This is a genomic window from Lutispora thermophila DSM 19022 (assembly GCF_900142105.1).
Classification (GTDB): Bacteria; Bacillota; Clostridia; order Lutisporales; family Lutisporaceae; genus Lutispora; species Lutispora thermophila.
On record NZ_FQZS01000007.1, the window covers coordinates 123,914 to 144,122 of the forward strand.

Here is a 20,209-nt window from a genome sequence, read left to right on the forward strand (position 1 = left end):
AAAAATTTTCAAATCTAATGATTATTATTTGGATATTTTATTAATCTTATTTAATGAAACTGATCAGTACACATCTATTTCTACAACATATAATGATATAAGCAAATTTTATTTTAAGTAGGTGATATTTTGCAGATCCATGTTGTCCAACCAGGCCAGTCGATATTTCAAATAGCACAACTGTATAACACCACTGTTTCTGCCGTTGCAGGGGCCAATGAAGTCCCCAATCCCAATCAATTGGTGGTAGGACAGACTCTTGTTATCCCCATAGTTGGGAGTTTTTACTGGGTTCAGCCCGGAGACAGCTTGTACAGCATAGGACGAAAATTCGGTATAAGCTATCAGGAACTCGCTCGCATAAACGGAATACCAGTAAATCAGCCTTTACGAGTAGGATTAAGACTATATATCCCACCACGTACCAAAAAAAAGGCAGAAATAAACGCATATGTCGAGCCGACAGGAACTACTGTTACTCCTGCGTTGGAAAATTCGGCTCGAAAAGCAGCACCATTTTTGACATACCTAGCACCCTTCAGTTACAGAGTAAACAGAGATGGAACATTGCAACCTCCGCCGCTGAACAACTTCCCTGCTATTGCTGAAGCCAACGGTGCAGCTTTAATGATGGTTGTCACAAATCTGGAAGAAGGACAGTTCAGCTCAGAGCTGGGAAGAATTATCCTGACCAATGAAGAGGTACAGAATCGTCTTCTTGATAATATAATCGCCACAGCAAGACAGCACAACTATGGAGACATACATTTTGACATGGAATTTTTGCCTACTGATTTAAGAGAAGCCTATAACAACTTTTTGAGAAAAGCTAAAGCAAGGCTATCTGCAGAAGGATTGCTCATGTCTACAGCCCTTGCCCCAAAAACAAGCGCCACCCAGGTAGGTGAATGGTATGAAGCCCATGATTATAAGGCTCATGGAGAAATTGCCGACTTTGTTGTTTTGATGACCTATGAATGGGGATACAGCGGTGGACCACCCATGCCTGTATCTCCAATAGGGCCGGTAAGACAGGTTGTGGAATATGCTTTGACTGAAATGCCTGCCAACAAGATAATGATGGGTCAGAATTTATACGGATATGACTGGACACTGCCTTATGTTCCTGGTGGGCAGTATGCAAGGGCAGTAAGCCCTCAACAGGCCATTCGAATAGCAGCAGAAAACAACGTGCCCATTAGATATGATTACACAGCTCAGGCTCCATATTTCAACTATACAGACACCCAAGGAAGGCAGCATAGAGTCTGGTTTGAAGATGCCCGATCCATCCAGGCAAAATTCGATTTAGTAAAGGAACTGGGATTACGAGGAGTAAGCTACTGGAAACTGGGTCTTCCTTTCCCCCAAAACTGGCTACTCATTGAGGAAAACTTCGATGTAGTTAAGAGATAGTCAATATAACCCCTGTAGATTTATTAATTCTACAGGGGTTATATACGTTCATAATGCTATTTATATACCACTTCAAACTCTTCGCATACTACCAGCATATCTTCACTGGGCTCTTTCCCAAGCGGTCTGATTTCTCTTGAAAAATATCTCCAATGACAATCTCTCCAATATTCCAGAGATTTGTCTCCTTCTCCCTCCAAGGCTGCGAATTCAGCTGTCACATCCTTAAAAGGAAGAATATCCACTTTTTCTGTCCTCACAATACATTGGGCAATTCCATCCCAATCTGTTATGATGCTATAATCTCCAACCTTAGGCAACTCTTGGTTATCCGCTTCGTAGGAAAGATATAACGATGCAGTAGCTCTCTTGATACCCTGAACAACCAACTGAGCCAATTCATCTGCATCTTCTCTATTATCACAAAAGTGCCAAGCACTATACTTTCTATCAGTAGCTGATGGCTTTTCCCCTTCAGAAGAAAGATATTCTTCCCACATTCTTTTTACAGACTCATGTTTCATGAATTCTCACTCCTTGTTTTTATTTTGCATATAGCTGATAATTAATCTAATAATATTAATGTATATAATGATTTTTAGGTGATATATTATGAATGCCATTCAAGAGTTTATCAGACAATATCCAGTTATATTCTCCGTCATTGTCATCACAGCTTTTATAGGCTATGTCCGCTCTCTTATTATTTACGTGGACAAAAGAAAGAAAAAGTAGTTTTGTAAATACTGAATCAATATATTGCTACCAATTCATTTCGTGTATTATAAAGAGGTACACAGCCATATTTTGTCAATATTACCGTTTTTTCTATTCGTACTCCGCTTCATTCATGCCTGGCTTAATGCTTTTAATGACACACACCAATTATCATTATCCCTCGTTTACCACACAATTGTAAATATTGGAAAGCTGCTGCAAAGCTTTTTTACAACAGCATCTAATTTTAATAAGACACTTATTCTGCCTTTTCCTTCTTTCCTGTCATAATATTGATTTTGTACTTGCCCATATTTTTGAATCCACCATTATCAAAATCGAAATAATTATAGTCATAATATACATACTTGTCATCAGCATAGAGCAAATCTCCCTGTGCATCACCAATCTTCCTCACATTGCTTCCGTCGGTTTTCATGGTATACACACCGTCTCTATCATTATATATCCTATAATATAGATTGTCTCCAAAGTATATTACCTCCCAGGCTCCCTTATCGCTGAGAAGCTTGTTATCTGTGCCGTCAAGATTGATGCTGTAAAACTTTACAGTATCATATTCTCCGCTTTCGCCAAGCTGTCGGTAATATATCTTATCCTTGTAAATATCAAAATACATTACTTCAGCTATGTGCTTTTCGTCGCTTCCATCCACCTTTACCCTATGAAGAGTAAATTGTTCCTCACTTCCTTCTATAACCTTTCGGTTAGTCAAGTAGTATAGATAGTCACCTGATTTCTCAAAGCCATAAATGCCACGCCAGTTTGGTGACATCCTATAGCCACTCAATATTTGCAGTCCAGATCCGTCATATTTCACTCTCATGGGATATCCTAATGGATCTGTACGAAGGGTATTAATATAGTCATAGGGGTCCCAGGTGAAATATATCCATTCCCCATCCACCATTCCATTGTCAAGGCTGATAAAGTCATCATCCTCCCAGTAGATAGAGGTACAGTTCAATGATATATTCTCTGAATCTGCTAGATTATCGGAGCTTTTTACATACTCCTTGTATTTATCTCCCAACCGAATTTTGCATAAGTAACCATTATCATAAATATATACTTGATTGCCTTCTAGCTTCAAAATTTCGCCCGTCGTTCCTTCGTAAACCTGTTCAAGTCTTCCCTCTTTCTTATTTTCCCTTATAAGGTACAGATGGGTGTAGTCTTCACCGCTGTCCCTTTCAGTAAAATATGTTGAAGCATTTTCATGCTTGATATAATACCATTTATAATCCCATCCGTCCTGGCTGAAGGCAGGTTTTTCCTTCACAAGCTTTGCATTTTCTGTGATACCCATTAAATATGAACTATTTAGCTGTGTTAATTCATCAAAGGCAGAAACCACGTCAAGATATACGGTTTTGCCAGCAATAGCAATCAGGCCTTTAAGCCATGTTATCTTTTTTCCCAGAGCTTCTGTTATAGGTCTCAAAGGCACATATACCGTACCATTTATTTTCTCAGCTGAAGCAGATATTGCAGATTTTTTCCCATTTGATATTAATTCTTTGCTCCCTATCTTCAACGAGAGAGTTTTACCTTCATGTCTGATGTAAATTGTACCATCTGCCGTATTTTCACTTACTTCTGCACCAAAACCACTTTTGAAAAAATTTAAAGGTACTAGAGTCTGCCCGTCTTTATAAACAGGTACCAACTTTGAATTGCTTTCATCTAATATCACTCTTTCCCCTTTTACTTTAATATAAGGGATTCCTAAAGTTGTAAGAACAGCATTATCAATACTATCATATGAGTTATTAGATTTTTCTTTTATAGATGGGCTTAATACCAGCATCTCGCATCGGTTTGATGATTTTCCATCATAACCTCCCATTATCAATATGTTACCATTCTTCAACTGCAAAGCAGCAGGAGGACTGTAAGTATATTTAAGTGAAGGTCCCTTTGTCCACACATCACTAATAGGGTTATATATCTCTGTAGTTCTGAAATATTCTTTTCCACTAATGCCTGCAACTACTATAACCCGTCCATCCGGAAGAGTAAAAGCCCTTGCATTATCCCTTCCGCTGTTCATAAATGAAGTGGTCCTCCAAATATTCTTTTCTGGATCGAATATATCCGCATCCCAATTTGCATTTTGACTGTATCCTCCATTGGAGCCTCCGATTATCATGAATTTTCCATCTGCCATAACAGTACATGCTCCTGAAGTTCTTGGATTAGGCATTACCCATGATGTGGAGAATTCATCCTTAATGGAATTATAATACTCCCCTGGAGTAAGAGAATTTTCAAGCACGCTCGGAGAGAATGAGAATACATTGCCTTGGCTGTTTACAAGGGTTTTAGTACCTGCATATCCTACCTTTGCCTTTTTGATCCAAATGTTCTTGTTCACATCATACACATACGCCATATTTTTATTATTATAGGCTTTTCCTAGCACTAACACTGTATTATCTTTCAATAATACTGCCGTTACTCCACTTAAACCTTCTGGCATTTCTGCCACAGCCATAAAACTATCATTCTGAGGGTTATATATTTCAGTTTTTATATACTCTCTTTTATAATCAGCATCTTCCATGGGTGTTCTTTTTTCCCCTCCGACAATGAGCACCCTGCCATCAGATAAAGTTATTGCGGCTTGTCCATATTCCATGGTTCTATTTCTTAGCTGTTTTCATTGATTTTTATTGATATCATACACATAAGCATCATCCCAATTGACTGTTATAAACACCTTGTTTTCTCCTGCCAAAGCTGTAAGCCCTATGCTCATACTTTCATCTGCCAACTTAGGTTTATATGGAATAGGACTTATCTCTTTCCATGTGCCTATACTGTCAATACCATCAGCATACAATGATAGAGAAATGCTGCAAAAAACCAGAGCCACTGTAAATGTTAATAATAACTTATACTGCTTCAGCTTCAAATGATCCATCTCCTGTCTATATGTAGAATTATGTTGTAAAATGTAGAATATCCATATAATTTTACTATCGCACCCTCTTTATGTCAATGTTATAGATGGCTTCAATTCATTGTATCTTCTAGTACTTCAATGAGCATGTTTCATTCCCATTAAACAACTTTAAAAGCTTGGAACCAATTCATGCAGGTAGTTTAGCTTCTTAACCGAAATAAATTAAATTCCGTAACATATGTTACAGAAAAATGCAATACTTACCATTATACTATAAATAAAGGACGAGATTATTAAACTAAATAAGCAATTATACTCTAAAAAAAAGAAAGGAAAGGGCTTATGAGTAATTTGAATATGCTAAAGAGACAACACGGAGAAGTTTTAACAATCATAAACAATATTAAGAACTTAATGGACAATGGCAATTTAGATAAAAACGTAAATAATATTTCATTTAATATAAACATTTTGGCAGGCAAATTAAAGATGCATTTGATTTCTGAAGACAAGTTTTTGTACCCACAACTCATGAACAATGATAAAGAGGATATAAGAGATACTGCTTATAATTTTTATAATGAAATGGGCAGTGTGGCTGATATTTTAACTTCTTTTGTTAAAAAGTATAATGTCCCTGGCAAAATTCTACAGAGTAAAGAAGACTTTATAACAGAAAGTAGAAAAGTACTTAACTTAATACAAAATAGAATAAACAAAGAAGACAAAAAATTGTATCCTTTGCTTGAATATTAATGCAGTCTTACTAGGGAACCTTATGGTTCCCTTCTATATTCTTCATTACTTCAAGAAACCTTTTATGAGAGTATTCATTCCTGATATTTCTGAAATGCTCCATATCCATATATTCGCTCATTACTCGAGTTTCAAACATAACCTTCGTTAATAGGTCTTTCATATATAAAATTTTTCCATACTTTATAACCTGGAATTTTACTACTTCATCTGCATTATTCAGAATTACTAAATCAATGTCTTCTCTGTTAAATATTCCTACAAGTTCGTCCAGAATAGATAATCTTACAAATCCATATGCTTCATTCTCAAGATATACTGCTATATCTAAATCACTGGATTCATTATTGTTGCCTTTGGCATATGATCCAAAAATATATATAAGTTTAATTTTATATTTGTTAATCAACTCTTCTACATATGGTGCCATAATCTCTTGTATTTCATTTATATTCTTTTCCATATTCTATTCATCCTTGTAGTGATAGTTTTCTTCTATCCACTTTCTAACATAATTCATATAGTCAATAAAATCATCTAATTCATACTTTAATATACGTAAGATCATATTTTCGTCAACCTTTACATAATCATGTACAAGTATATTTCTAAAACCAATCATTTTGGTTAGCTTATCAGAAAAACTTTTTGGTATAACACCTATTTCAGCCATAGAAACTATAGTCTCTTTATAGGTATTAGGCTTAACATTTTCAGTAGTTGAAATAATAATATTTGCTATATCAATAACACATTCAATACATATCTGTATTCCTCTCTCAATGCCCCAATACCTTATCATATCTTTCTTAATGTTGTCTTTGCTAATATCAAAAGATGCTTTCTTAAGAAAAACTAAATTTCCTTCCAAGTCTTTCATCTTTTTAATAATAACATCATAAACATCTTTGGTCATATGATATCCTCCATATGTGTTTCTATACCCATATTACCATATAATGGTTATATCCCTCAACCAAAACTATTCATTGAAAGAATAACTCATAATTCTACCCAACTTGTTTATCCTCCTGAGACATCTTTATCAGTATCTCAGCTACTACCAAAGCATCATAAAGTCCTCTATGAGCAAGCTTATTTATGATACCTAAATGGTGTGCAACCGTATTAAGCTTATGATTCTCCAATCCAGGATAATGTCTTCGGGATAATGCTAAAGTATCTATTACCTTGTTGGTTACGTGATACCCTAGTCTCACACCTTCATAGTTTATGAATTTCATATCAAAGGAAACATTATGTGCAGCAATAGGTAAGTCTTCGATAAACTTTAAGAATAAAGGCAAAGCATCTTCTATTTTTGGAGCATTACGAACCATTTGCTGATTAATACCATTTATCTCCGTTATGTGTTTTGGAATAGTACAGCACGGATCAACAAAAGTCTGAAACTCATCAACGATTTTATTGTTTATCACTCTCACAGCTCCTATTTCTAATATTTTGCACGGTGGAGCCAAGCCGGTGGTCTCAAGATCAAATGCAACAAAATCTCTCGGTATCTTCATATATATATACCTCTCATTTCTATAGTAGTTATTCAAATTCTACCATAGATTCTATTCTAAAACCATTTATGTTTTTGTTCTTTGCAGCATGATTTCCGTAAACTACCCAACCTCCTGTAGTAGTGTATTTGTCCTTGTTAAAACATCTCTGGCACTACCCTTTATCACCAAATCAAATTGATGGCTATGAATATCTACATCCAAATTTATATAAACCTTCTTGCCTTTGCAAAGATCTGGCAATTGACTTACTGGATACACTTGCAGACTGGTACCGATAACTATAACCAATTCAGCTTTGCTTATCTCTTGTGTTGCATTATACAGTTCCGTATATGGCAGTGATTCTCCGAACAACACCACATTTGGTCTAAGCTTTCCACCACAATTTGGACATGGCTTTCGTTCTAAAAACTCTGTCATTTCTGCTGGAGCATCACAGTCTTCACACCTTATAGTTCTGATATTGCCATGCAACTCATATATCTTTTCACTTCCTGCCATATGATGCAATCCATCGACATTCTGAGTAGCAATGCAACTTATGAAACCTCTTCTCTCCCAATCAGCCAGTATCTTATGTCCTTCATGCGGTTTGCAATCTCTTAAGTTTTCTATTCTCATGGTATAAAAATCTCTGAATAATTCATAATTGTTATCCAACGCATCTTTTGAAGCAACTGTCCTGGGATCTATGTTTCTCCATAAACCCTTGGAAGAACGAAAATCAGGTATGCCGCTTTCGGTAGACATGCCCGCTCCTGTCAAAACAACAGTATGTCTTGATTCTTTTATCCAGGATGCCAGCAAAGTCAGTTTCTTTTCATCATTAAGACTCAAACTTTTCTCACCTACCTAAACTTTCATATGACATAATTTTTACATGATGATATAATTATTGCAAAATATCTGCATTCGGTTTGATTATGTGGAATAAATATAATAAACAAAGGCATATTTTAGAAACTTCATAGGTACAAGTTATGAAGTGATAACACAAATAGGCAAGTGGCTTTTATCTTCTCATATTTAATTACAAAAACATTGCTTCCTTCTAAAACTCACTCTCATATTAATCTGATTGAAATTTATAACTTGTCAGTTTGTTGTTGTCAAAGCATTAATGGACAAATCAGAGAATTTTCTCATATGCTTGGTGTTTCTATGGGAAAAATGCTTTTTACTCAATGACCCATTTAGAACGTGAATGTAGCTTGGTGGCAGCATTTAACAAGAAAATTACCCTGCGCTCTTGTCCCCCATGCCCTTTATCTATTTCTCGAAGAAATATGCCAAATTGGCACTCTGTCAAATAGGTACTTTTTCTTGCCTTGTATAATATAATTATCACCATCCTTAATCTAAGTTATTTTAAGTTAAGTACTAAACTCAATAATTAAAGAATATACAAACACTTTCTTAGTCTTCTTAAGTCTTCATCTAATTCCTTTAGTGATACATCCATCTTGTTTATAAACTCCTGCAGAATACGTTTCTCATTTTTGCTTACCTTTTTATCAGCAAGTGCTGTAAGCATCAGCGCATTATAGATTGATTCAAGTTCTTCTCTTTCTGTAATATGTTCTAGATCATTGAAAAAATCTTTTTCCTTAATTGTTCTTCCATTTTTTATTTCATTCCAAAACTTATCTTCCACCAGATAATTTTTCTTTATATAGTCAAGCAGAACCGTTTTATTGATATCTACTACTTCATCAGAGTAAGCCATTATTAAGCAACCTTTTGCTAATACTTTGTTGCTCTTCCCATTATCTCTGCTGATCTTATTTACTGATTCAAAGTATTCAATAATTAATTCAGGCAATCGATAAATAGCCAAAGTATTTATTGCTACATTATGAGTATTAGTATAATCCAAGCAAGAACGCAAAACCACTCCTGTAGCAACACCTATAATAGGTATTGCTCTTGATGCAATATCTTTTATAGATTTCTGTTTTAATTCCATCCCTAATTTGCTTTGTATCGGCTTTAATACTTCTTTTCTACCAAATCTATTTGCTATGATTTTGCCAGTTCTGTTTACACCTTGCTTTATGGTTTCATTACCAACATGATTAGTTTTTAATCCCAAAGCAACTCCTAATATCTTGTAAGTTTCTTCAGGGTCTTCCATGTTAAGTGGCTTACCATAAACAATAGATAAATCATATATCATTTTGAGCTGATAATATATAATAGTAATTATTTCACCAAATGTAACCGAAATAAGAGATAAAAGCCCTAATATTCCTCCAGTTGCCCCAGACGTCATTCCGATTATAATTGAAATGTTTAGATAAGATTCAATTATTTTTCTTGCAATTATATCTCTATCTTCAGAACTGTACTTATTCTTAAAGTATTCATAATTTGCATTTTCTGAATGTGCCTCTATTACCTTCTGAACAAGCTTTGCAAACCAGTCTCCGTTATTTTTTTCCTTTTTATCTATATCTCTTAATAGCTCTTCTTTTATGCCTTTAACTTCTTTGATTAAATCAGGGGCTTCCTTAGCAATTTTTTCGTATATCTGAGGGACATTTTTTATTATGTCTTTAGTAATATTATCTGATGTAAATGACTCCTTAAAACTCTCATTTGGGTTTTCCATCAGCATTAACCCCCTCATATATATAGCAATTCCAATCAGATCTTAAAAAGCCAATAATTACTCATTATATATATCTTATTTCAACACAATTATATGTTAACCTTCTTAGATTAAGTCAAATTTTCCAAAAGCTGATTTCATTATAGCATATTAAATATCTAGAAATCATACAATCATTGCCATATCATGCCTGTGGAGATCAACTTGTATATTAGAATCCTTTTACCTATATAGGCAATAAGAAAGGCTTCCTTTAGAAGTGTCTAAAACAATAAAGGAAGCTTTTCTTGAAATGCTTTTATAGAAAAATTTATACTTTCTTAGCATTATAAAAAAAACACTACATTGTTATTGTAGTGCTTTCATTTATATATTGCACCCAGAGAAACTCGTTCCCCAGACCAATTATCCTATAGTATCCTTTCCACTACCCTGTAACCAATACTGCACTATTTATCTTTCTGTTACTTTTGTAACCTCTCCCATTAAAATTAAGTTGACTGCTGCCACCACCATCGAGAGATACTGCACCAACAAGTCTTAGCTCATTGCATATCTTAACAAGTTTTTTCATATCCACATTTGTTTTCACAAGCAAATACACATTATTATTTGCATCGAAACCTATTACTGTATGGTTTGTTTTTCTATATACATCTGAAAAATATTCTTCAGCATACCTGTCATAGCTAGGCAATAGCATTATGCCACTTACACCCCATATCATGTCTGGTATCTCAGTATATTTGTTTATCCGTTTACATATCAACTCTTTACCGTTCCATGCAATGGTCCCCCTTTTTCTGCCTTTCCAATCTGTTAGATGGGAATTGCTCCCCAGAGGCCTGCCTTCGTCAACAGCTAAACCCCAGCATGAACTGGCTAGCTTTGGATTAGGCGTGTCAAAAAAAGTACCATTAACGCCATTAACTTTTGCATTGTGTAATGTATCACCTAAAATAACTATCTTTATCTTTTGAGGTTTTGTTTTTATCAAGTATAACCCCCTACTTGGAGTTAAATATATAGTGTGTCCTAGTAGTGCTTCCCATGTTTTTTGTCCTACTATTCCATCAATCTTTAGCCCATTATTGCTCTGAAAGGATCGGACAGCCAAGTATGTTAGTATTCCAAAGATACCATCAGCTTTTATGAATAGTAATTTTTGAAGTTCCTTTACAAAGTCACCTTTGCTGCACATTTTGAGGATAGGATAATCTAACATTCTAAGATCCTCCTTATGTCCTTCATTTATTGTTTGTAAGTAGTCTTTTAAATTCCACATCAACATGTTTTAAAAGCCTTTATCGCATGCTTCAGCTATCAATGTTGCGTTGTCTCATATCCACAATGCACTCATAAAATTGCTTGGAGCAACATGAACACGAAACTTATTCATTAGGCTCACTACTTATCTTTTCTTTCCTTAATTACTATCTTCGCTTCAAGTTCAATAATTACATTCTGATACATAGTATAGCACAATAAGGAAGACAATACTTAAAGAACCACACCCCACCCTCATAATGCTATTGCTATATTAGTGTCAATTATAAAAAGAACCTCTTCTAAGCTCCATACATCACAAAAGTACTCAATGATATTCCACTAACTATCATCCTGCTCCCTATCACTGCTAGGTGAAAAAACTCTCTTGAAGGTCATGTTTTTATTCGGCTTCTTTTGCTTACTTTTGATATCAAAAAACACTACATTGCTATTGTAGTGCTTTTATTTTTTTTGGTGCGCCCAGAGGGACTTCTACCACCCAGCCAACTGACTTGAAGTAATAAAATGCAATTACAGCTTGTCTATTAAGTTTTAAAATATCCATTTTCAAGCCTTTTAAAGCTACAATGGGTCTGATACATGCTAACGATTCTATCATTTTATGATGTATTAGGAGTAAAATAGGAGCAAAAAGAATATGATCAAGCTTCAAGTATCAACATATGAACGTCTATGGACAAAATCATAACTATCCGTAAAACAGGTAGTTTGCAGAGGTCTTCATATTCCTTAACACTTAATTTATCTATCATGTCATGTTTTTCTTATTTTCGTATATAATTCTTTATGGTTGCTTCATTATTAATTTCATCGTCTAAGAATAACACTTATTTTTTATGCTTTTGACATCTATATATAAATTACATTCTTTCAGGAGCTTCAATGCCAATTAGGTTTAACCCATTCTTAAGTGTATACTTAACAGCATATACTAACGCTAATCTCGCCTTGGTTAATGATAAATCATTTGTAAGGATTGGGTTATCATGATAAAATTTATTGAAACAATGTGCCAATTGTGTTACATATCGTGTAATAAGAGAAGGTTCATATTTATCGTGCGCATCAATAACTATATCAGCAAATTGATATAACTTTTTAATAATCTCCATAGATGACGAGTCAGTCAAAAGAGAATAGTCAACATCATATATATCAATATCTCCAGCTTTTTCTATAATACTACAGCAACGCGCATGTGCATATTGTACATATGGACCTGTTTCACCATCGAATGCAAGTGATTTACTCCAGGAAAAAGTATAATCCTTAATCCTGTTATTAAAGAGTTCCTGGAACACCACCGCACCTACCCCTACTTGCTTTGCCACCAATTCTTTATTTTCTAATGTTGGATTTTTTTCTTCAATTATGTTCTTTGCCATTTCTATAGCCTTTAACAATACATCTTCAAGAAAAACAACTCGACCTTTCCTTGTAGACAATGACCCCTCTTCTAAACTAACAGTTCCAAAATCTACATGAACTAAATCATTTGCCCAATCATACCCCATTATTTCTAATATCTTAAACAATTGTTGGAAGTGGAGTTTTTGGGGTGATCCTACTACATAAATATTCTTATAAAATGAATATGTATCTTTTCTATATTTAGCCGCAGCTATATCTCTTGTTACATATAAGGTAGACCCATCTCTCTTGGTAACTATAGCTGGAGGCATTCCATATTCACTTAAGTCAACTATTTCAGCCCCATCTGATTTCGTCAATATGTTTTTTTCCCTTAATTCCTTAAGTACTGCGGGCATTTTATCCGAATAGAAACTTTCTCCAGCATATGAATCAAAACTAACTCCTAAGAGTCTATAAACTCTTTCAAATTCTATCAAACTAATTTCCCTAAACCATTTCCATATTTCATATGCTTCTTCATTTCCATTCTCTAGTTTTGTAAACCAACTTCTCGCTTCATCATCAAGCAAAGGGTTTTTTTCTGCTTCATCGTGATACTTTACATATAGGCGAAGCAATTCATCAACCCCCCGCTCTTCAATATCTTTTTTATTTCCCCATAATTTATATGCTGTAATTAACTTTCCAAACTGGGTTCCATAGTCACCTAAATGATTAATACCAATAACATTATAGTTAAGGAATTTATATATTTTATAGAGGGAATTACCTATCATAGTACTTCGTATATGACCCATATGAAATGCTCTCGCAATATTTACAGATGAGTATTCAATAATCACAGTTCTTCCTTTTCCAATATCTGTAGCCCCAAATAATTCTTTTTTTTCAAGCACTTCATTTATTACAGTTTTAGCATAAAATTGTTTATTTATAGTAAAATTCAAATAGCCTGAAACAGCACTAACTGCTTCAAATAATTCATTACATTTTATTTTTTCTTTAAGTTCTTCTGCTATCATATTCGGTGATTTTCTTAATAGTCTAGATAACTTGAAACATGGAAATGCAAAATCGCCCATTTCCGTGTGCTTCGGAATCTCAATTATATTGTATATTTCTTCCTCTCCTATAACCCCTATTTCTTGTGCTAATATATTTGATATCATTTTTTTAAAATCAACCATATATATCCTCCTACTGAGCTTTATTCACTTCTTTTATGGGACTTAAAACCAATAATGTATGATATTTACTCCATATTCTATCACATATTTATATATGTGTAAATCCACTGTGAATCTTTATTTTTCTTTAGTCCCAGCTTAACATTCTCTGTTCTATATCCTAATAGATATGAAATTACACCGATTTGAGAGACACAGAGAATGGTTGATATAATAAAACCATAATATATGGACCTGTCCATCGATGAAACGCTTTGATAAAAACTTTAATATTGAAGCTGTCCTTCTAGTTATAGAACAAGGATACAGTGCTTCAAGTGTAGAAAAAGAGTTTGATATTCATGAGATTACAGTTCAAAAGTACATAAAAGAATACGGAATATATAGTGACGATGCCTTCCCTGGCGATGGTAACTAAAATCCCCAAGATGAGGAAATAAGACAACTAAAAAACGCATTGCTAACCTTGAGGAGGAAAATGGCATTATACAAAACCACGACCATCTTCGCAAGACACCAGAAGCATAGCCTATTACTTCATCTACAAATACTGCTCCATGTTTCGGTTGGAGAAGATGTGCCAAATGCTTGAAGTTTCAAAGAGCAACAATAATGCATGGCTTACAGTAAGAACCACGTAACCCGTTTGATGAAAGAGAATAGTACAGTTCCGAGGGCCAAGAAAAAATTCAAAACCACTACTAACTCAAAGCATAATTATCCAGTTGCTGATAACACTTTAAATAGAAACTTTAATCCTACAGCCTGAACCACGCTTGGGTATCAGATATAACATAAATGGCTGGGCTATAGGATAGCACAATGAATAAAGACCTTGTAATAAATGCTTTAAACCAGGCTATCGGAAGATATAACCCTACTAAAGGAATAATCCATCATTCTGATCAAGGTACTCAATATACAAGCTATGAATATAGTGAAACGGCATTCAATTTATAGCATAAAACACATCTTATTATTAGGAATAAAATAAGAAAGGCTTCCCTTTGAAACATTTATAACAATCAAAGAAGCCTTTCTTGAAATGCTTTTAACAGAAAGTATAAATTAAGATAGAATTATACTTTCTAAAATATGCTTGATTTTAATTAGCTGGTCTATGGGTTATAAAAAAAGCTGCAGAATTAAAAACTCTACAACCATTGATATTTATGGCGCGCCCAGAGGGACTCGAACCCCCGGCCAACTGATTCGAAGTCAGCGACTCTATCCAACTGAGCTATGGGCGCATTTTTATGTGATTCCATGTTGTTTCAATTTATCAAAAATAAAAAATAAATGGAGCGGGTGACGAGATTCGAACTCGCGACTTTCACCTTGGCAAGGTGACACTCTACCACTGAGTTACACCCGCATACTCCATTGACAACTAACTTATTGGTGCGGGATAAGGGACTTGAACCCCCACGTCGTTGACACTAGATCCTAAGTCTAGCGCGTCTGCCAATTCCGCCAATCCCGCATGTCTATTCTATTGTTTTACTTGTTAGCCATATATTACAGCCAACCAGTCAAGAAAAAATTGGCTGGGGTGGCTGGATTCGAACCAACGGAATGCCAGAGTCAAAGTCTGGTGCCTTACCCCTTGGCTACACCCCAGGATGTCAGTTATGGGGTGGATAGTCGGAGTCGAACCGACGGCCTCCAGAGCCACAATCTGGCGCTCTAACCAACTGAGCTATACCCACCATAATTAATGGTGCGCCTGAAGGGAGTCGAACCCCTGGCACACGGATTAGAAGTCCGTTGCTCTATCCAACTGAGCTACAGGCGCATAATTGGAGCGGGTGAAGGGAATCGAACCCTCGCGTTCAGCTTGGAAGGCTGACGTTCTACCATTGAACTACACCCGCTTGTTATTTAATTGCTACCGACATTTATAAATTATATCACTTATTTTATCATCTGTCAATAACAATTTTTTATCTTTTTTAAAGGGTTATAGCTGAAACATATACAGTTGTTAAAGCTAACTCAGAGACCTTTTTTAGTATATAAGAATATTGCCATTCAGTCAATACCCAAAAAAGTTCAATTTAAAAGCATTGGATTATTCTATCTATTAATTTCTGCATTGTTCTTTATATTTATTCATACTTTAAAATTATTGATTCAACATCTTTTTTAACTCTTTCAATGCATTCGCTCTGTGACTTATTTTGTTTTTCTCTTCCGAAGTTAATTCAGCCATAGTCTTGTCCAACCCATCAACTATAAAAAGAGGATCATATCCAAACCCGTTTTCTCCTTTTTCCTTAAATCCGATGGTTCCATAAACATATCCTTCTGTAACTATTTCTTTACCGTCAGGAAAAATAAAGGCGATGGAACTGACAAATCTGGCTTGCCGTTTGTTTTCCGGAATATCCTTCATATTTTCCAGCAGCTTTTTATTGTTAGCTCTATCCTTTTCATCGCCTGGAACTCCTGCATATCTTGCTGAATACACTCCTGGTTCTCCATTTAATACAAAAACCTCTAAGCCTGAATCATCTGCTATACTTGCTTTACCCGTCAGCCTCCATATCTCTCTAGCCTTTATCAATGCATTCTCCCTAAATGTGGTTCCATTCTCTTCTATATCAATTTTAATTCCTACATCCTTCAAAGAGAGAACCTTGTACCCCATATCCTTTAGTATATCCCTTATTTCATCCAGCTTATGCTGATTATTGGTTGCTGCAACCACTTCCATTACCTTCAACTCCTATCAAATTAGCCAATTCACCTAGGCTTTCCTTTTGTATCTTTATAAGTTCCATTATGCCCTTTTCTCCATATGCAAGCATTTGCTCCATCTCTTGTTTTGTAAAAGGTTTTTCCTCACCTGTTCCCTGTATTTCTACCAGCTGTCCTTTTTCTGTCATGACAATGTTCATGTCTACCTGACACGTGGAATCTTCGGCATAATTCAAGTCTAATATTACAGTGTTATCCTTTATTCCAACGCTCACAGCTGCTACAAAGCTATTTAACGGGATTCTTGAGATTTTGCCCTGTTCTAAAAGCTTAGTTAATGCATCCACTAAAGCTACGTAAGCTCCTGTTATTGAAGCCGTCCTGGTACCTCCATCCGCCTGTATTACATCACAATCAATAAATATCGTTATTTCACCGAGTGCTTCCAAATCTACTACAGATCTTAATGCTCTTCCAATAAGCCTTTGTATCTCCATGGTTCTTCCATCTACTTTACCTTTGCTTGAATCCCTTACTTTCCTAACTTCTGTAGAGCGAGGAAGCATTCCATATTCTCCTGTAACCCAACCTCTTCCTTGTCCCTTAAGGAAAGGTGGCACTCTTTCTTCCACACTGGCTGTGCAAATTACTTTTGTATCTCCCATTTCTATCAATACTGAACCTTCAGCATGTTTTATATAATTCCGGGTAATCTTCACAGGTCTTAGTTGGTTCACTTGTCTTCCATCAATTCTGTCCATTTTATTCATCCTTTCATACTGCCATAGCATTATGTATTTAAATAAAACCCACTTGAGTTAACCCAAGTGGATATCAGCTACTATTCATAAAAATTCACAAATACTGGTACATCTAAATACTCCTTTGAACCAATACCCTCTCTATTCTCAAGAGTCTGTCCGTTTACAAACAGTCTAACCTTTTTTATAGCTGGAAACTCTTTTAGAGTTAATGTCACAGACTTAATTATTGTTCTTTCTTCTGCAGCAGAATCTACATTGAGTATTTCCTCCGAGAAATTCACATATGCTACGCCATCATTGACTTCCACATCCAATAACCGTGTGCCTGCAGGGAAAGGATTTTCAAGTCCTGTGCCCTGGGCCGGGCCTTCAAGAAGCACATCCAAAGCTGCCTTGGCGCTGTTTGTATATCCTGATACCAGTTTTGTCAAAGGTGCAAAATACGTATAATTTCCTTTTCCCTTCTTTTGATAGTATACCATAACCTTAGATAATTTATCACTTAATTTTTCTGGTTTTACTAGATTAATTTCAGTCCTTTTTAAAGGTTCTCCAATTTTTGTACCATAAGGCATTTCATCTATTGTTTTTCCATCAATTCGTATTTGTACTGACTTTATATTAGGAAACTCAGTTAAAGTATATACCAACGCCTTAACTCCTAAAGCTTCCCCTTCTGCAGTATTGAAATTCAAGAATTCCTGTGATAAGTCTATAACAGCTAACCCATCATCCTTTATTACCGCACCGTTTATCTTAGTGCCCTGAGGTAAAGTAGGAAGCAATCCTGTAGGTTTCAAATCCTCAATCAGCTCAGGACTATATATGATACCCTTTATTGCAGCCTTAGCCAATCCTAAATCTCCTTTAGGTATGTATCTCATCACTGGCACCAATAAATTATCATGATCTTTATAATATAATACGGTTGCTCTTGTGTCTTCTGGCTGTTTTACTGACACCTCACTAAGATCCTCTGTTTCCTTCTCCTCAACCTTCTCCGGCTCTACTTCCACTGTTGTTTTCTTGTTGAAAAAATCCCGTAGAGAAGCCAGCGGATTGGTGCATCCGGTAAGAGTTATACATAATAGGATAACTGCTACGACCAATAGCTTTTTTCTCAACCTTTTCACCCCCCAAAAGTTCTATATTATATATATTAGAGGGCTACAAGGTATATTCATTTATTTCATTGGGTCAAAGTAGAGTATCTCACCCTTTATGGATGCATAGACATATAGGAGACCCAAAGAAAACCTTGGCTGAAATCTTCTATCTGTCGGAGATCCAGGATTAAAAAGCAGAACTCCATCTATTATCTCATTGAAGGGTATATGGCTATGGCCAAATACTACACAGTCAACTTTATCATTCATAAACTCCCTATAAGCGTTTAAATGTGTCTTATCACGTCCATATCCATGGGTTAAGCCTATTCTCTTATTTCCAACTTCAACAATTCTTCTTTCTCCATATTTTTCATAAATACGAAAGCTATCATTATTTCCAGCTACTGCATATACAGGAGCTATGATTTCCAAGTCTGTTATTATATCCTCAGACAGCAAGTCCCCAGCATGAAGTATCAAATCCACTCCTTTGAAAGATTCAAATACAAAATCAGGTAACACCCTTGCTCTCATTGGTATATGTGTATCCGATATTACTCCTATTTTTATCATTTTTCCTCCATTTCTGGTGCTGAATTGATCATGCCTCTTCTCTACAAAGTGATGTTCCGGATTTAAATGAACTTATGCGATATCTTCACTGCACCATATCCTAATTCAGATTCCTCTTTGATGTTAAGAAACACAAATTATAACATGTTCTATTGTAACGCCTTTTTTAGATTTTCCAGATTTTCATACATTATAGTTATATAGTCCATGCCTTTATCCATCTCTTCTTGTGTTAAGCCATGGACTGCATTAAGGGTCAAAACTTCTCCGTCTATTTCATTGGCAATGGTTTCAGAGTATTTAGGATTTACAAATTTCTCAACAAAGATATATTTTATATTATTTTCCCTGCAGAGCTTAACAATCTCAGCGATCTTGGCAGGGCTTGGTTCCTGCTGTGGAGAGATGCCTCTTATGGGGATCTGCTTCAAATTGTATTCTTTGGCAAAGTAACCAAAAGCCTCGTGTGATGTAACTATGATGTTAGTTTTAAAGCTTTTTGAAGCTTCTCTTATATCATTGTCCAAAGCATCAAGACGGGATATCAGATTATTATAGTTAGCTCTATAATAATCTTCGTTGGAGCCATCCTTTTCTATTAAAGCGTTCAGCACATTCAATGCTTGTTTTTTCAAATTCATAGGACTTACCCAGACATGGGGATCATAATTTCCGTGATCATGTTCATCTTCGTGATCTTCATCTTCATGGTCTTCTTCTCCACTTATGAGTTCTATGCCTTTGCTTGCTTCAACGATTTTTGATCTTTCAGTATCCATATTTTCTATAACCCTGTCAACCCAACGCTCCATACCGGCACCATTGTATATGAAGATATCGCTTTCCTGAAGTTGTGCCATAGTCTTTAAAGTAGGTTCCCAATCATGAGGTTCTACACCTGCAGGTATCATATTGATGATTTCAGCTTTATCCTGTGCAATTTCTTTCGCTATAAAATACATGGGATAAAAGCTGGTAAATATTTTTAATTTTTCCTTCTCTTCATGGTTCATTTCATTATTGGTCACACCCCTATTGCAGCCTGTTATCGCAAGAACTATTGCAATTATAAGTGCTAATACTGTTGCATTTTTTCTCATACTATACCTCCATTTGCAAATTATTTGCATTTATATTGTATAGTATTCCCATGTGATTGTAAATATATAGCTTCAACTTATCAAAGCATAGAAACATGCTGCTGGCGCAATGTATCTAACAATTCCATATCTAAAGGCTATTAACGCCTTA

General features: G+C 35.3%; 19 protein-coding genes and 7 tRNA genes. 4 read left to right on the forward strand and 22 right to left on the reverse strand.

What is annotated here, in order from left to right; all coding sequences use genetic code 11:
• Positions 1 to 129: 129 nt before the first annotated feature.
• Positions 130 to 1,416 carry a glycoside hydrolase family 18 protein gene (locus BUB48_RS06220; protein ID WP_073025391.1) on the forward strand — a complete coding sequence of 429 codons (1,287 nt, stop codon included), beginning with the start codon at positions 130 to 132 and terminating at the stop codon, positions 1,414 to 1,416.
• A 56-nt stretch (positions 1,417 to 1,472) separates the two neighbouring features.
• Here BUB48_RS06220 and BUB48_RS06225 read toward each other — a convergent pair whose 3' ends face one another.
• From BUB48_RS06225 to BUB48_RS06235, 3 genes are all read right to left on the reverse strand, one after another.
• Positions 1,473 to 1,940: an ASCH domain-containing protein gene (locus BUB48_RS06225; protein ID WP_073025392.1), complete on the reverse strand. Its 468-nt coding sequence runs from the start codon at positions 1,938 to 1,940 to the stop codon at positions 1,473 to 1,475.
• A gap of 452 nt (positions 1,941 to 2,392) precedes the next feature.
• Complete coding sequence (locus BUB48_RS06230) at positions 2,393 to 4,795, reverse strand: stalk domain-containing protein (protein WP_073025393.1); 2,403 nt, start codon at positions 4,793 to 4,795, stop codon at positions 2,393 to 2,395.
• A gap of 21 nt (positions 4,796 to 4,816) precedes the next feature.
• The gene (locus tag BUB48_RS06235) at positions 4,817 to 5,071 is read right to left on the reverse strand and encodes a hypothetical protein (protein ID WP_073025394.1); all 255 of its coding nucleotides are present in this window, start codon (positions 5,069 to 5,071) and stop codon (positions 4,817 to 4,819) included.
• Positions 5,072 to 5,404: 333 nt separating this feature from the next.
• On the opposite strand from BUB48_RS06235, the gene BUB48_RS06240 reads away from it, so the two are divergent.
• Entirely contained in the window at positions 5,405 to 5,818 is a 414-nt protein-coding gene (locus BUB48_RS06240) for a hemerythrin domain-containing protein (protein WP_073025395.1), read from the forward strand.
• Between the two features lie 10 nt (positions 5,819 to 5,828).
• Here the strand turns inward: BUB48_RS06240 and mntA are convergent, their stop codons facing one another.
• The 7 genes from mntA to argS form a co-directional block, all read right to left on the reverse strand.
• Complete coding sequence (gene mntA / locus BUB48_RS06245) at positions 5,829 to 6,281, reverse strand: type VII toxin-antitoxin system MntA family adenylyltransferase antitoxin (RefSeq protein ID WP_073025396.1); 453 nt, start codon at positions 6,279 to 6,281, stop codon at positions 5,829 to 5,831.
• A 3-nt stretch (positions 6,282 to 6,284) separates the two neighbouring features.
• A complete protein-coding gene (hepT, locus tag BUB48_RS06250; RefSeq protein ID WP_073025397.1) occupies positions 6,285 to 6,734 on the reverse strand; it encodes a type VII toxin-antitoxin system HepT family RNase toxin in 450 nt (149 codons plus the stop codon).
• A gap of 94 nt (positions 6,735 to 6,828) precedes the next feature.
• A complete protein-coding gene (locus tag BUB48_RS06255) occupies positions 6,829 to 7,347 on the reverse strand; it encodes a 3'-5' exonuclease (RefSeq protein ID WP_073025398.1) in 519 nt (172 codons plus the stop codon).
• A gap of 102 nt (positions 7,348 to 7,449) precedes the next feature.
• On the reverse strand, positions 7,450 to 8,187 hold the full coding sequence (locus BUB48_RS06260) for an SIR2 family NAD-dependent protein deacylase (protein ID WP_207648321.1): 738 nt from the start codon (positions 8,185 to 8,187) through the stop codon (positions 7,450 to 7,452).
• Between the two features lie 556 nt (positions 8,188 to 8,743).
• The gene (locus tag BUB48_RS06265) at positions 8,744 to 9,961 is read right to left on the reverse strand and encodes a TerB family tellurite resistance protein (RefSeq protein WP_073025399.1); all 1,218 of its coding nucleotides are present in this window, start codon (positions 9,959 to 9,961) and stop codon (positions 8,744 to 8,746) included.
• Between the two features lie 427 nt (positions 9,962 to 10,388).
• On the reverse strand, positions 10,389 to 11,186 hold the full coding sequence (locus BUB48_RS06270) for a peptidoglycan-binding protein (RefSeq protein WP_073025400.1): 798 nt from the start codon (positions 11,184 to 11,186) through the stop codon (positions 10,389 to 10,391).
• A 925-nt stretch (positions 11,187 to 12,111) separates the two neighbouring features.
• Positions 12,112 to 13,812, reverse strand: coding sequence for an arginine--tRNA ligase (gene argS / locus BUB48_RS06280; RefSeq protein WP_073025402.1), 1,701 nt, complete (start codon positions 13,810 to 13,812; stop codon positions 12,112 to 12,114).
• A gap of 244 nt (positions 13,813 to 14,056) precedes the next feature.
• Here argS and BUB48_RS17765 point away from each other — a divergent pair, with 244 nt between their 5' ends.
• Complete coding sequence (locus tag BUB48_RS17765) at positions 14,057 to 14,230, forward strand: transposase (RefSeq protein WP_139249932.1); 174 nt, start codon at positions 14,057 to 14,059, stop codon at positions 14,228 to 14,230.
• Positions 14,231 to 14,634: 404 nt separating this feature from the next.
• Positions 14,635 to 14,772 carry a DDE-type integrase/transposase/recombinase gene (locus BUB48_RS19085; RefSeq protein WP_408631041.1) on the forward strand — a complete coding sequence of 46 codons (138 nt, stop codon included), beginning with the start codon at positions 14,635 to 14,637 and terminating at the stop codon, positions 14,770 to 14,772.
• Positions 14,773 to 14,985: 213 nt separating this feature from the next.
• Here the strand turns inward: BUB48_RS19085 and BUB48_RS06285 are convergent.
• From BUB48_RS06285 to BUB48_RS06340, 12 genes are all read right to left on the reverse strand, one after another.
• A tRNA-Arg gene (locus BUB48_RS06285) sits at positions 14,986 to 15,062 on the reverse strand.
• 50 nt (positions 15,063 to 15,112) lie between these two features.
• Positions 15,113 to 15,187 (reverse strand) — tRNA-Gly (locus tag BUB48_RS06290).
• A 24-nt stretch (positions 15,188 to 15,211) separates the two neighbouring features.
• Positions 15,212 to 15,295 (reverse strand) — tRNA-Leu (locus BUB48_RS06295).
• 61 nt (positions 15,296 to 15,356) lie between these two features.
• A tRNA-Gln gene (locus tag BUB48_RS06300) sits at positions 15,357 to 15,432 on the reverse strand.
• Positions 15,433 to 15,444: 12 nt separating this feature from the next.
• Positions 15,445 to 15,521: transfer RNA gene (locus BUB48_RS06305), tRNA-His, on the reverse strand.
• A 9-nt stretch (positions 15,522 to 15,530) separates the two neighbouring features.
• Positions 15,531 to 15,607 (reverse strand) — tRNA-Arg (locus BUB48_RS06310).
• 5 nt (positions 15,608 to 15,612) lie between these two features.
• Positions 15,613 to 15,686, reverse strand: a tRNA-Gly gene (locus tag BUB48_RS06315).
• 251 nt (positions 15,687 to 15,937) lie between these two features.
• The gene (locus tag BUB48_RS18495; RefSeq protein WP_073025403.1) at positions 15,938 to 16,528 is read right to left on the reverse strand and encodes an XTP/dITP diphosphatase; all 591 of its coding nucleotides are present in this window, start codon (positions 16,526 to 16,528) and stop codon (positions 15,938 to 15,940) included.
• Positions 16,503 to 17,273, reverse strand: a complete 771-nt coding sequence (gene rph / locus BUB48_RS18500; protein WP_073025404.1) for a ribonuclease PH — start codon at positions 17,271 to 17,273, stop codon at positions 16,503 to 16,505. The genes BUB48_RS18495 and rph overlap by 26 nt, the downstream gene beginning before the upstream one ends.
• 80 nt (positions 17,274 to 17,353) lie before the next feature.
• Entirely contained in the window at positions 17,354 to 18,400 is a 1,047-nt protein-coding gene (locus tag BUB48_RS06330) for a GerMN domain-containing protein (RefSeq protein ID WP_073025405.1), read from the reverse strand.
• A gap of 60 nt (positions 18,401 to 18,460) precedes the next feature.
• Positions 18,461 to 18,958 carry a metallophosphoesterase family protein gene (locus tag BUB48_RS06335; RefSeq protein ID WP_333782565.1) on the reverse strand — a complete coding sequence of 166 codons (498 nt, stop codon included), beginning with the start codon at positions 18,956 to 18,958 and terminating at the stop codon, positions 18,461 to 18,463.
• A 149-nt stretch (positions 18,959 to 19,107) separates the two neighbouring features.
• Positions 19,108 to 20,058 carry a metal ABC transporter substrate-binding protein gene (locus BUB48_RS06340; protein ID WP_073025406.1) on the reverse strand — a complete coding sequence of 317 codons (951 nt, stop codon included), beginning with the start codon at positions 20,056 to 20,058 and terminating at the stop codon, positions 19,108 to 19,110.
• Positions 20,059 to 20,209 lie beyond the last annotated feature (151 nt).